The organism is Pseudomonas sp. GW821-FHT04C07, assembly GCF_059420325.1.
Map to the genome: position 1 here is coordinate 347,091 of NZ_JBWKTM010000002.1, position 12,880 is coordinate 359,970.

9 protein-coding genes are annotated in these 12,880 nt (G+C 61.6%); all 9 read right to left on the reverse strand.

Annotated elements, in window-relative coordinates:
- Positions 1-157: 157 nt before the first annotated feature.
- Positions 158-781, reverse strand: a complete 624-nt coding sequence (locus tag AC07UI_RS05195; protein ID WP_494991475.1) for a glutathione S-transferase — start codon at positions 779-781, stop codon at positions 158-160.
- Positions 778-4,419 (reverse strand): AAA family ATPase, encoded by a 3,642-nt coding sequence (locus tag AC07UI_RS05200; RefSeq protein WP_494991476.1) that lies wholly within the window; start codon positions 4,417-4,419, stop codon positions 778-780. Before AC07UI_RS05200 ends, AC07UI_RS05195 begins: the two co-directional genes overlap by 4 nt.
- A complete protein-coding gene (locus AC07UI_RS05205) occupies positions 4,416-5,660 on the reverse strand; it encodes an exonuclease SbcCD subunit D C-terminal domain-containing protein (RefSeq protein WP_494991477.1) in 1,245 nt (414 codons plus the stop codon). The genes AC07UI_RS05200 and AC07UI_RS05205 overlap by 4 nt, the downstream gene beginning before the upstream one ends.
- A gap of 294 nt (positions 5,661-5,954) precedes the next feature.
- Positions 5,955-7,595 carry a BatD family protein gene (locus tag AC07UI_RS05210; protein WP_494991478.1) on the reverse strand — a complete coding sequence of 547 codons (1,641 nt, stop codon included), beginning with the start codon at positions 7,593-7,595 and terminating at the stop codon, positions 5,955-5,957.
- Positions 7,592-9,331 carry a vWA domain-containing protein gene (locus tag AC07UI_RS05215; protein ID WP_494991479.1) on the reverse strand — a complete coding sequence of 580 codons (1,740 nt, stop codon included), beginning with the start codon at positions 9,329-9,331 and terminating at the stop codon, positions 7,592-7,594. Before AC07UI_RS05215 ends, AC07UI_RS05210 begins: the two co-directional genes overlap by 4 nt.
- Positions 9,328-10,404 (reverse strand): vWA domain-containing protein, encoded by a 1,077-nt coding sequence (locus AC07UI_RS05220; RefSeq protein WP_494991480.1) that lies wholly within the window; start codon positions 10,402-10,404, stop codon positions 9,328-9,330. The genes AC07UI_RS05215 and AC07UI_RS05220 overlap by 4 nt, the downstream gene beginning before the upstream one ends.
- Positions 10,397-10,891 (reverse strand): DUF4381 domain-containing protein, encoded by a 495-nt coding sequence (locus AC07UI_RS05225; protein ID WP_494991481.1) that lies wholly within the window; start codon positions 10,889-10,891, stop codon positions 10,397-10,399. Before AC07UI_RS05225 ends, AC07UI_RS05220 begins: the two co-directional genes overlap by 8 nt.
- Positions 10,888-11,832 carry a DUF58 domain-containing protein gene (locus tag AC07UI_RS05230; RefSeq protein WP_494991482.1) on the reverse strand — a complete coding sequence of 315 codons (945 nt, stop codon included), beginning with the start codon at positions 11,830-11,832 and terminating at the stop codon, positions 10,888-10,890. The genes AC07UI_RS05225 and AC07UI_RS05230 overlap by 4 nt, the downstream gene beginning before the upstream one ends.
- Before the next feature lie 5 nt (positions 11,833-11,837).
- Complete coding sequence (locus AC07UI_RS05235; protein WP_494991483.1) at positions 11,838-12,797, reverse strand: AAA family ATPase; 960 nt, start codon at positions 12,795-12,797, stop codon at positions 11,838-11,840.
- Between the last annotated feature and the right edge of the window lie 83 nt (positions 12,798-12,880).

Consider the following 12,880-nt stretch of genomic DNA (forward strand, 5'->3'; position numbering starts at 1 on the left):
AAGCGACGAACCTTCTGTAGCAGCTGCCGCCAGGCTGCGTCCGGTCGCGCAGCGGTCGTAGAATGATTGACCGCAATTTTTCTGGATGAGTCGGGATGCCGATTTACGACTGCTTCGCCCGAACGCGGACCGAGCCGGACGCAGCCTTCGGCAACTGCTACGGGTTTTGTGGCGCAGCTTCTTTGGCCATCACCCCGATAAACAACTCTGACTCCAGAAATCGCTGCAACCATGCCTGCAAATGCCGATACGGCGTCTGTGCGAACCAGTGCTGATCGACATGAGCAAACTGCCGCAAGAACGGCGCCAGGGCGATGTCCGCGAGGCTCAAGTGATCGGCTGCCAGATAGACATGCTTGTGCAAGAGGTCATCGAGCTTCTGTAAAAAAACGGCGCCTTGCGCGCGGTAATGCTCCATTGGCTGCTCCGGATAGCGATCGGCGTACTTGTAGCGATCCAGATAGCGCTTGAACACCTGATCGTTCTCTTCGATCAGCGCGGCGCTCGCTTGCTTTGCCGCGAGGTCGTCCTTGAGCCGCCAATCCTGCGGATCATGGTGTTCCAGCGCCCAGCGCATGATCTCCAGGCTTTCTTCGATTACCCGGCCATTAACGTTCAACACCGGCACCGTCCCTTTACTGGACAGCAGGAGCATTTCGGCAGGCTTGGCTTTCAGGCTGACCTCGACAATGTTCACGCTCACACCTGAATAACGCAGGGCCATGCGCGCACGCATCGCATACGGGCAGCGACGGAAGGAATAGAGGGTCGGCGTACTCATTTCACCTCCAGTGTGCTCAGGCCGTTGCCTTGGCGGCGGACCTGAATCTGCACCGGGATTCGCTCGTGCATTTCCTGCACGTGGGAAATCACCGCGACCTTGCGCCCTTGCGCCTGCAGACCGTCGAGTGCATCCATCGCCAGTTGCAGCGACTCAGGATCAAGACTGCCGAACCCTTCATCGATAAACAGCGATTCGATTTTCAGCGTGCTGGAGGCCATCGACGCCAGGCCCAGGGCGAGCGCCAGGGAGACCAGGAACGTCTCGCCACCGGACAACGAATGCACCGAGCGCAGTTCGTCACCCATTTCAGTATCCATCACCAATAGACCGAGCATGCTGCCGCCGCGCCTTAGGCGATAGCGGCGCACCAGTTGACGTAATTGCGCGTTGGCATGATGCACCAGCAGGTCAAGGTTGTAGGCCTGAGCGATCTTGCGAAAGGTGTCACCGGTGGCCGAGCCGATCAAGGCATTCAGCCGTGCCCAGCGCTGCCATTCGCTGTAGGCCTGGGCGATGCGTTGCGCCAGTACCTGATTGGCGTTCTGCCGGCGTTGGTCTTCGGCTTGCCGGGCACGCAGTTCGGCGCTGAGTTGTTCAGTGGCGGTGAACTGGCTTTGCAGTTCGCTCAGGGCGCTGGCCAGCTGTTCGGCATCGAGGTTGCCATTGTGCTGCGCCTGGTGGTGGTGCAGGCGCTGTTCGCGTTCATGCAGTAGAACTTTGGCTTGTTCGATGGTTTTTTCGCTGTGTTGCAACTGCTGGCGCAACTGGCTGATCTGCTCGTCGTCGAAGGCCAGCAACTGTTCCAGACCGCCGTCGTCCAGCTCGGGATGCCGCTGGCGCCAGTCGGCGATTTTGCTGCTCAACTCTCGGCTCTCTAGCTCAAGGGAGTGCAAGCGCTCTTGCTTGGCCTTCAGGTCCGCGCCGTGCTGGATCAGTTGGCTACGGGTTTCTTGCAGCGCCTGGTCGGCCATTGTCTGGGCGTTGCGTGCCTGTTCGACGGCCTGATCCAGTTGCTGCTGCCATTGCTCGGCATTGGCGTGTTCACCCAGTAGCCCACGCAGTTTTTGCTGACAGGCTTGCTGCTGATCGGCGAGGGCGGTGAACTGCTGTTGCGCGGCATCGGATTGCTGCGTGCGCAGTTGCTGACGATCCTGTTCCTTATCCAGCGACTGCTGACGCTGCTGCTGTTCGCTGAGCTCGTCGCGCTGCTGCTCAAGGTGTTCCAGGCGTTGGGCAATCTGCTGATCGAGCTGCATGAAGGTCGCGGCTGGCTGCCGGCGCAAACCTTCTAGCGTATCGGGCGGGAGCAGGGTGCTGAAAGCTGACAGCTCTTCCTCCAGGCGCTGGCGGTCTGCGGCCAGTTGCCGTTGTTGTTCCGCTAATTGTTGGGCAGCCTGCTGGCTGGCCTCCTCGGCGGTGCGTAGCTGTTGCTGGAGGCGTGCGGCGTCTTGCTGCAAGGTCAGCAGCGCATTCTGGCGCTGTTCATCCTGGGCGATGCTCTGGTTCAGCTGGCTGGTTTGCTGATTGAGCCAGGCATCGTGCTTGCCGGTGTCCTGGGCCAATAGTTGCCCCCACAGCGGGTGCGCTTCCAGGCTCAGGGCCAGCGCTTGTTGCTGGGGGGCGAGTTGCTCCAGCTGTTGCAGCAGTTCCTTTTGCCGGGCGATAACGCCGCCGACGTCGGAACGCAACTCATCGAGCTTTGCCTTCAGCGTATCGACAGCTTTGCGCGCATTGGCTTCTTCGCCTTCGTCGTGACGACCCAGGCTTTGCAGCAGGGCTTCAGGCTGATGGTAAGGATGTTCGTGACTGCCACAGACCGGACAGGGCTGGTCGTCCTGCAACTGCTCGCGCAGATCTTCGACGCTGGCACTGCGAGCCAGGCGCTGACGCTCCAGCAGTTGGAGAGTGACGTTCAGGGTTTGCTCGGCAACCGTCAGCTCGGCCTTGGCCTGAACTCCGTCGTGGGTCAGGCGCTCGCGTTCTTGTTGCGCGCTGTGCTGGCGCTGTTGCAGTTCCAACGCTCGCTGATCCATTTGTTGCTGGCTGGCCCACAACCGCGCCAGCTCTTCGAAGGCTCGCTGCTGCTTACGGTTGTCTTGTAACAGGCTGCCGAGAATCTGGATCTGCTCGGCCACCGCTTCAGGCTCGGCGGCGGCTTCGCGGTAGAGCAGTTCGAGCTGTTTGCGTTGCTCGCCCAGTTGCTGCGCGGCGGTGGCGGCGCGATGTTCCAGTTGAGGCAGTTCGGCCTGTCCCTGATTCAGACGATTACCGACTAGCACCAACTGTTGCAGACGATCGCGGTAGGCATTCCAGGCTTCGCCCAGCGGTGCCAGAGACGCGCTGTGTTCAAGTTGTTCGGCGATTTTAGTCAGGCGCTCGGCGACCAGACGTTGTTGCTCGAACATGGCCTGGATTGCGCTTTGCCCTTGGGTGCAGGCCAGCTCCGTTTGTTGCTTGAGCGCTGCACCTTGGCCCAGATCCTTGGTCAGGCGCACGAGGGTGCTTTGTTCTTCAAATGCTTGACGTAGCAGTGGCGCGCCAGCGGTTTGTCGGGCTTGTGCGTCGGCCAGGGCGGTCTGAGCATCCAGCAGGCTTTGTTCGAGCTGGCCCTGACGGGTTTGCAGATCAAGCTGCTGCTGGCTGTGTTGCTGAATTTGTACCGCCAGCGGATTGAGCAGGGCGGTGAGTTCTGTCTGGCGGGCAAACTGATGCCGCTGCGGCGCCAGTTGCTCCAGGCGGGTCAGATTCAGGCGCTCGCTGGCCTGACCGTCCCAATGCTGTTGGGCTTGCTGTAGTTGCTCGGCGGCGCTCTGCTGCCCGTCTTGCAACTGGCGCAGTTCCTTGAGCCAGGTGTGCTGCAACTCAAGTTGTTTGAGTTGCGCCTGTTGCGTCTTGAGTTGCTGTTGAGCGTCATTGAAACGCTGATCGAGCTCGGCGCGCGCGTCGGGCTCCAGCGGCGTGACACCGGTGGCCTGGTCTTGCAACAGCTTGTGGGCTTCGCGGGCGTCTTTGCTTTTATCGAAGGCGCGCTTGCCGAGGCGAGTGTAGAGGGCTGTGTCGGTGAGTTTTTCCAGCAACTCGCTGCGGTCGTTGTCATCAGCCTTGAGGAAGGCGCTGAACTCACTCTGTGCAAGCATCACCGCGCGGGTGAACTGTTCGAAATTCAGGCCCAGCACCGCTTCGAGCCGGGTTTTGTACTCGCCTTTCTGGCTGGCCAGCAGTTGATCGGTGTCCAGGTCGCGCAGGCTTTGGCGGCTGGCTTGCAGTTTGCCATTGGCTTTTTCCCGCGCCCGGTTGGCTTCCCAGCGTGCGCGATAGCGACGACCGTCGATACCGAGAAAGTCCACCTCGGCATAACCGTCACCGGTGCCACGACGCAACAGCGTACGCGGATCGCCCGTGGCAATTTCACCGTCCGCATCCGGCACTTTGGCGTCGCGCCCGGTGTTGTTGAGTCGCGGCACTGCACCAAACAGCGCCAGGCACAAGGCATCGAGCAAGGTGCTTTTGCCGGCGCCGGTAGGCCCGGTGATGGCGAACAAGCCGGCGCTGGCCAAGGGCTCGGCGGTGAAGTCGATTTCAAAGGGGCCGGCCAGCGAGGCGAGGTTTTTCAAACGGATCGCGAGGATTTTCATGGCTGTTCGCTCTCCAGTTGAACGTCTTGCAACAGCACGGCGAAGTCGTTGAGGGTCTGTTCGTCGACCTCGCTGCCATAGCTGTCCATCCAGGCTCGGCTGAACAGTTCCTGGGGTGTGAGTTGGTCCAGCTCGATCAGCTGAGTGCCTTCATCGGCGCCTTCACGGTCACCATTGCCGGCGTATTCGGCGGCGATTCGTACCAGGCGCACGGCTTTGCCTTGCAGCGCTGTTTCCACTTGCTGGCGCAGGTCCGGCTGCGGCTCGTCGAGGCGAACCCGCACCTCCAGCCAGGGTTGGCGCTGGAGATCGGCCAGCAGGTCGATATTCGGCAGGTCTTGCAGCTGGCTCAATATCTCGGCCAATGGCGCAGGGCCCAGGCGTTGCAGGTTGACGGCGCGGGGGATCAGCCGGGGTTCGACACTGAGCAGGGTTTCACCTGCCAGTTCGATGTCGAGAATCTGATGCTGATAACCAATCTCGGAAAATGACAGTGGAATCGGCGAACCGCTGTAGCGAATGCGTTCCTCACCGTTGACCTTTTGCGGTTTGTGCAAATGGCCGAGGGCGACATAGCTGATGCTCGGCCCGAACAGACTGGCGGGCAACGCTTCGGCATTGCCGATGATCAGGCTGCGCTCGGAGTCTTGCGAAACCGAACCGCCGGCCAGGTGCGCGTGGCTGATGGCGATCAGCGCCTGCCCCGGTTGGCGTTTGGCGTTGGCGGCGGCGATCAGCCATTCATGAACCTGGCCGATGCCGCGCAGGTAGTCGTCACCCAAATGCGCGCCGGTGACTTCTGCCGGACGCAAAAACGGGAGCGCCAGGCACCAGCCGGCGATTTCTCCGGTTGCATCGGGCAAAGGGATCAGCAGGCGCTCGGCATCCAGTTGGCCGTCATCGAGCCACAACACCCGCCCCAGCGCGTGAGTGCGCAAGCGCCGCATCAAGGACGCGGGCAGCTCGATGCGCGAGCCGGAATCGTGGTTGCCGGCGATCATCACGATGGTCAGCAATGGCTGTTGCTCGTGGGCGCTGACAATGAAGTCGTAAAGGCGTTCCTGGGCTTTGACCGGCGGGTTGACCGTGTCGAAGATGTCGCCGGCGATCAGCAGGACATCGGGCTTCTCCAGACCAAGCTGGCGAAGCAGCCAGTCGAGAAAGCAGGCGTGTTCAAAGTCGCGTTCCTGGCCGTGCAGGTTCTGCCCAAGGTGCCAGTCGGAGGTGTGAAACAGACGCAAGGCAAACTCCGCTTGAAAAATGAGGTGTGGCCGCGGGAAAAATGATAGCGGCGAAAGGGCAAAGAGTTTACTGGCAAAAAACTGTAAGGGCGCGGTTGATGTGGATTCGCGCGACCCGTAGCAGCTGCCGAAGGCTGCGTTCGGCTCGGTCCGCGTTCGGGCGAAGCAGTCGTAAATCATGTGTCCACGGTTAACCTGTAAAACCGCAGTGCCTGACTTTACGACCGCTTCGCGCTCGAACGCAGCCTTCGGCAGCTGCTACGGGAAAAATGCGGAGCCAGAAATTACTCTCCACTATTTCGGATAAAGCGGCGGCAGGCCGCTGTCGCCAACCGGGTCCTGAACGCGTTCGGTGATCGGGATGGCGCGGATCACCCGCCACAGCTCCTCGCCTTGCCAGTGTTGGCCGGTTTCGCTGTAGAGCGCCCCGTTCAGGCCGTCCAGTGCGTCGGACAGCGGCACGTAGCGGGCGGCCATATCGGCCAGGGTTTCCGGTTGTTGCCGGGCCCAGGCGTCCAACGCTTGTCGGGTTGCTTGCGGGTCGTTGGCCAGGCTCGCGCGTTTGATATCGTCGAGCAGGGTGCGCGGGCTTGGGCCTGTCTGCGCCGTGCGCAGGATCGCCGGTTGCCAACGGGCGCGCCACCAGAGACCGAAGCCGAGCAGGGTGGTGCAGGCCAGAATAAGGGTGCTGAGCTGCCAGCGTCGAAGTTCTGCGTAGTCAGTCGATGAGCCGGTCGGTGTGTTGCTGGTGGGGGTGTCGACCACCAGGCTCGGGTTGTTCGCCACTTGCAGAGTGTGGGCCGGCAGGCTGCTGCGTTCCAGGTGATCCTCAAAGGTGTTCCACCAGACCACTTCCACCGCTGGCAGCTCGATTGCGCCGCTGCGGGTCGGCACCAGAGCGTCGCGGTCTTCGCGACTGCCGATCAGGCCACGCTCGCCGCTCTTGTTGCTCAGTATCGGTTGGTCCGGGTAACGGCGCAGGCCGTTGACATCGGTGGTGGGCAGGGGTGCAAGTTGTGAGCTGGACAGGCCTTCAGCCTTGATCGTCAGGCTGCGGGTCAGAGAGTCGCCGACCTGGCTGTGATCCGGCTCCGGGCTCCAGCTTTCGCTCAGGCTCAGGCTGCGTGCCGGCAGCCAGGGTACGTCGGCCGGATAGTCGAGAGGTTTGGCTTTGACCGTCAGCGGGATCTCGGTGGAGCTGACGCGTATCAGTTTGCCTTGTTTCGGACCCTGGGGTGTCGGGTCCTGGGATGGTTGAGCGTCGACCAGGGTTGCGCTGAATATCTGCGCTGGAATCTTCAGCTCGCCGCTGTGTTGCGCAAAGATCGCGTAACGCATTTCGATCACGCCATGGCGCAGGCCGTTGATGACTTTTTCGTAGGTGCGCGACTCACCCAACTGTTCGATTCGCGCATCGGGAATTTGCAAGGGTGTCAGGCTGCTGTCGTCATACAGTGACACCGAGTGGTAGATGCGCAGGGTCAGGATCGCCTGGGCCTGCACGTAGACGCTGTCCTGATCGAGGCTGGCATCGATGAACACCGGCGCCAGTTTGTTGGCACTGTCCTGGGTTTCGCTTTCGATCACCTGCAGGCTGATCGGCTGGCTTTTGAATTCCCCCAGTTGCAACGACGGGATCTCCACGGTGCCGTTGTGTCTGGGCAGCAGGGTGATAATCCAGCGGGTGGTGGCACGGTTGTCACCGCCCAAGGTGGTGGGTTGGTTGATCTGGCGGGTGCCGCGGACTTCGAACAGTGCATCCAGCGGAGTCAGGTCGGGTTTGCCGAACAGCGTGGCATCGCTGGATTCGAGGGTCAGTTCAATGGTTTCTCCAGAGTTCAAACGGCTGCGATCTACGCTGGCGACCAGCCCTGCAGCCAGGGCCTGACAGGTCCAGAGAAGGAGTGCGAGCAAGAGGGCGGTGAAGCGGGTCATCGAATTTTTCCCTGATCCTGATGTTGTTGCTGTTCGTACCAGAATTTGCGTCTGAGCAGTTCGCTCGGGTTGTCCGGAATTTGTCGCAGCCATTGTTCCAGCGCTTGTCGGCGCTCATCGTCGAAGTTGTTTTCGGCCGATCTGATGGGCGGCGTGGTGGTGTGTTCGTCGCCCAGCTCGCTGCCCGGCACTTCATTATTGCCCGGTTGCGGTGTGCCGTGTGCCTGAGGTTCGCTGGTCGACGACGGGTTCTGCGTCTCGGTTTTCTGTTCACCGCTGGTCGGGGGCGGCGTCGCCGCGCCGGGTGGCGGGTTTTGCGTGGCTTGCTCGGCGTCAGAACCTTCGGTCTTGTTCGGTTCGCTCTGCGCCGGTGGCTGTTTCTGTTTAAGCAGACTTTCCACCAGGGCTTTGTTACTCAGTGCTGGCTGCAAATCCGGCTGGCGCTCCAGTGCCTGTTCGTAGGCATCCAGCGCAGCTTCCAGCTCACCGCTTTTGGCCAGTGCGTTGCCACGATTGTAATGGGCGCGGGCGTCGTTGCCTTCAGCGAAACGCTGGGCGGCAGCGGCATAATTGCCGGCTTCATAGAGCGCGAAACCTTGCCATTGTGGGTCTTCAAAATGCCGGGCGGCATCGGCCGGGCGTTGTTGCTCAAGCAAATGCTGGCCCTGTTGATCCGGGCGCAGCCAGAGGTCGTTGAACTCGAAGGCGTAACCCGGCTGCGGCAGCATGAACAGCAATGGCAGGCAAAACAGCCAGCCCCGTCGTCCGGCACAGGCAGCGAGCAGCAGCAATGGCAGCAACAGCCAATAGCCTTGATCGGCCCAGGTATCCAGGTGCAGGGTCTGGCCTTGATTGCGCAAGCTTTGCGGGCCGTTGAACAGGCCAAGGCCGCGCAGATCGTTATCGTCCAGCCGTGCCTGCCGATAGCGACCGCCCAGCTCATTGGCAAAGGCCTTGAGGCTTGCTCCATCCAGCCGCGCGACGAGAATTGCGCCTTGGGCATCCTTGAGGAAACTGCCGCCTTCCTGAGCGACCGGCGCACCTGCGCGGCTGCCGATACCCAATATCGAAAACTCTGGTGCCTGGCCGCTGAGTGCCTGACGAATCCCTTGGCGTTCCTGCTCGGTGAGGGATGAACCGATGAGCAATATCCGGCCCTGACCGAGGGTGCCGCGATCAAGCAGGGTCAAGGCTTTTTTCACCGCCAGATCGGCGCGATGACCTATCTGGGGCATGATCGACGGTTTCAGCGCTTCCAGCAGGTTGCGGCTCGTGGCCAGATCATCCGACAACGGCACCAGGGTGTGAGCGCTGCCTGAGTAGACGACAATCGCGGTTTGCGCATCGCTGCGGTTTTGCAGCAGGTCCAACAGCTTGCGTCTGGCCTGCTCCAGGCGGTTCGGCGAAACGTCCGTGGCAAGCATTTCCGGGGTCAGTTCGAGCAATACCACCAGCGGGTCGGCCGGCTTTTGGCTGGTCTGTTCAACCCGCTGCCAGCTCGGGCCGAGCAGCGCCAATACCGCCAGGGTCCAGGCCAGGCCGAGGGCGACCCATGGCAATTTGCTCTCATGGCCCCTGCCACCGCTGAGCAATGTCGCGTGAAACGCAGGGGGCAGAATCACCTGCCAGCGTCCGGCGCGTTTTTGTCGATGCCAGAGTTGCCACAGCAACCATCCCAGCAGCGGCAACAGTAGCAGCCACCAGGGACGGAACCAGTGCGGCCAGAGCGCGATCATCGGCGCCTCCGCAGACGCAGGCGCTTGAGTCGCTGGCGCCATTCAGGGTGTTGGTGCAGGAAAATCTCCTTGGTGAATAAACGCTGCACCGGGTTGTCCGGCCAACGCTGGCGGATCACCAGCAGCATGCTCAGCAGCAACGCCGCGGCCAGCGGCCAGTTGTATAACGCCTGGGCCGGGCGGGCCTGGGTCGGTTGTTGTGCAACAGGTTCAAGCCGATCGAGGGTTTCTTTGATCGCTCGCAACTCTTCGCCATCGCGGGCGCGGAAATAGCGTCCACCGGTGACCTCGGCTATTTCCTTCAGGGCAGGCTCGTCAAGGTCCAGGCTGGGGTTCAGCCCCAGAAAGCCCAGCGTGCCGCTTTGCTCCGGATCGGCGCCGATGCCAATCGGGTAAATGGTCACGCCTTCTTCGGCGGCCAACCGCGCGGCGGTGATCGGGGCGATCTGGCCAGCATTGTTCGCGCCGTCGGTGACCAGGATCAGTACCCGGCTTTGCGCTGGACGTTGACGCAGGCGTTTGAGGGCCAGGCCGATGGCATCACCGATGGCGGTGTTCTTGCCGGCGATACCGATTCGCGCTTCGTCGAGCCAGATCCGCACCGTACGTCGGTCAAACGTCAGTGGTGCCTGCAGATAGGCCTGACTGCCGAACAGAATCAAGCCGACGCGATCGCCTTCGCGGCCTTCGAGGAAGTCACCGAGCAGGCGCTTGACCAGCGTCAGGCGGCTGACGTCTTCGTCCTGCCACTGCATGTCGGGAAAGTCCATGGAACCAGAGACATCCACCGCCACCAACAGATCGCGGCCACTGGCGGCAATCGGTAACGGCTCGCCCAGCCAGTGCGGACGGGCAGCGGCGATCAGCAATAGCAGCCAGAGTAAAATGAACGGCGCCTGCTGGCGCCAGGCCGGAAGGTTAGCCCGGGCACGACGTCGGGCCAGACCTTCGAGATCGTTGAGGAAACTGACTTTGAGTGCCGGTTCGCCGCTGTCTGCCACCGGCAGCAACATCCGCAGCAGCCAGGGTAACGGCAGCAGGACGAAGATCCACGGCCAGGCGAACTCAAACATGTTTACGAATCCAGGTGTCGACCGCTTGGGTCAGGCCGGCGATGGCCTTGTCATCGAGTTTGCATTCGGGCTTGTAGGCGCCTTCGACCAGCACCATCCAGCGGGTCAAGCCGGCAGCGGGGCAGCGATTGTCGAGAAACGCCAGCCATTTGCGGCCATTGAGGGTATGGCTTTGGCTGTAGGGATAATGGTTGCGGCACAGGCGTTTGAGCAGCCCGTTAAGCTGCTGCAGCCAGGCGCCTGCTGGCGCGCCGTCATAGGGTTTTGGCATCTGCGCCAGTTCGGCCAGAGCCGCCAGTCGCACGGGGTCGAGCGGTTGTTCGGCGCGGGCCACAGGGCGTTTTTTCGGTAGAAAGCGGCGCAGCGTCCAAAGGCCGAAACCGATCAGCGGCAACAGAATCAACAGCAGCCACCAGCCTGGCGCAGGCGGCCAGAAGCCAACAGGTGGCGGGGTGATCAAGGGCTGTAATTGTTCCAGGCTGCTCACTTGGCTTTTCCCGGACGTAGCTGTGGGTTCAGGTATTCGCGCAATTGCTCGACCATTTCGCTCTGGGTGCTCAAGGGCATCAATGGTACCCGCAGTTTTTGTGCAAGCAACTCCCAGCGGGCAATGCGCGCTTCGCCTTGAGCGCGATAGGCCTGGCGCAAGTCGTAGTTGAGCGTGTCCAGTTCCAGTTGTGCGCCACGCTCGGCGAAGCGCAGCAGACCGGCGGCGGGCAGGGCATGGTCGAGCGGATCGGATAGTGGCAGCAACAACAGGTCGCAATGCCGTGACAGCAGGCTCAGTTGTTGCTCGGCGGCATCCGACAAGGCGCGTTCATCGCAGATCACGATCCCCAGACTGCCCGGGCGCAACACCTCCCGGGCGCGGCGCAGGGCTATACCGAAGGTATCACGGTCTGGCTCGCTTTCGGTGCGCAGCGACTGATTGACCCGTACCAGACGGTTGAGCAACTGAAGCAGGCTTTGCTTGCTGCGTCGTGGCTTGATCTCGTAGTGCTCGTTATCACCGAACACCAGCCCGCCGACCCGGTCGTTGTGACCCAGCGCCGCCCAGCCGATCAAGCTCGCGGCCTGGGCGGCGAGTACCGATTTGAACATCAGGCCGGAACCAAAGAACAACCGGCGGCTTTGTTCCACCATGATGAAAATCGGCCGTTCGCGTTCTTCATGGAACAGCTTGGTGTGGGGCTCCTGGGTGCGTGCAGTAACGCGCCAGTCGATGGTTCGCACGTCGTCGCCGGCCTGATAGACCCGCACTTGATCGAAGTCCACACCGCGTCCGCGCAGTTTCGAGTGGTGCAGGCCAATCAGCGGGCTGCGCTGGTTGGGCGTTGAAAACAACTGCACTTCACGCACGCGATGGCGCATCTTGATCAGCTCGGCGAGGCTGACGCGAATGCCCGGTTCGTGAATTGGGTGGGTCATAGGGGTCAAGCGACGGCTACAACGTCGAGAATCCGCTGGACCACCCGGTCCTGGTCGATGCCCGCGGCTTCGGCTTCAAAGGAAAGAATAATGCGGTGGCGCAATACGTCGAACAGCACGGCCTGGATATCTTCCGGGCTGACGAAGTCGCGACCGGCCAGCCAGGCATGGGCCCGGGCGCAGCGATCGAGGGCAATCGAGCCTCGCGGGCTGGCGCCGTAGGCGATCCACTCGGCCATTTCCGGATCGAACTTGGCCGGGGTGCGGGTGGCCATGACCAGTTGCACCAGGTATTCCTCCACGGCATCGGCCATGTACAAACCGAGGATCTCCTTACGCGCGGCGAAGATTGCCTGCTGGCTGACGCGGCGCTCGGGTTTGATTTCGCCGTTGAGGGCTTCGCCGCGAGCCTGCTGCAGAATGCGCCGCTCGACGGTAGCGTCTGGAAAGCCGATTTTGACGTGCATCAGGAAACGGTCGAGCTGAGCCTCGGGCAGCGGATAGGTGCCTTCCTGCTCGATGGGGTTCTGGGTTGCCATCACCAGAAACAGCGGCGACAGCTCATAGGTGCTGCGGCCGACGCTGACTTGCCGCTCGCCCATGGCTTCGAGCAAGGCCGACTGGACCTTGGCCGGGGCGCGGTTGATTTCGTCGGCCAGCACCAGGTTATGGAAAATCGGCCCTTGCTGGAATACGAAGCTACCGGTTTCCGGGCGATAGATCTCGGTGCCGGTGATGTCGGCGGGGAGCAGGTCGGGGGTGAACTGGATACGATGGAACTGCGCTTCAATACCTTCGGCCAGCTCTTTGATGGCCTTGGTCTTGGCCAGACCAGGGGCCCCTTCGACCAGCAAATGGCCGTCAGCGAGCAGGGCAATGAGCAAGCGCTCGATGAGTTTTTCCTGGCCTAGAATCTGCGTTGAAAGAAAGGTTCGCAGCGCTAGCAGCGCTTCACGATGTTCCATCTATGACTGTTCCTGGAAAGGGTGACCGAAGGCGTTCGAATAACGCTCTGGCTTGGGGGCGTTACTTTAATCCATAGCGGGGG

What these genes read in the sequence shown, in the direction of transcription:
- AC07UI_RS05195 (WP_494991475.1), bottom strand. Translation starts at nt 781, where the DNA reads ATGAGTACGCCGACCCTCTATTCCTTCCGTCGCTGCCCGTATGCGATG.
- AC07UI_RS05200 (WP_494991476.1), bottom strand. Translation starts at nt 4,419, where the DNA reads ATGAAAATCCTCGCGATCCGTTTGAAAAACCTCGCCTCGCTGGCCGGC.
- AC07UI_RS05210 (WP_494991478.1), bottom strand. Translation starts at nt 7,595, where the DNA reads ATGACCCGCTTCACCGCCCTCTTGCTCGCACTCCTTCTCTGGACCTGT.
- AC07UI_RS05215 (WP_494991479.1), bottom strand. Translation starts at nt 9,331, where the DNA reads ATGATCGCGCTCTGGCCGCACTGGTTCCGTCCCTGGTGGCTGCTACTG.
- AC07UI_RS05220 (WP_494991480.1), bottom strand. Translation starts at nt 10,404, where the DNA reads ATGTTTGAGTTCGCCTGGCCGTGGATCTTCGTCCTGCTGCCGTTACCC.
- AC07UI_RS05230 (WP_494991482.1), bottom strand. Translation starts at nt 11,832, where the DNA reads ATGACCCACCCAATTCACGAACCGGGCATTCGCGTCAGCCTCGCCGAG.
- AC07UI_RS05235 (WP_494991483.1), bottom strand. Translation starts at nt 12,797, where the DNA reads ATGGAACATCGTGAAGCGCTGCTAGCGCTGCGAACCTTTCTTTCAACG.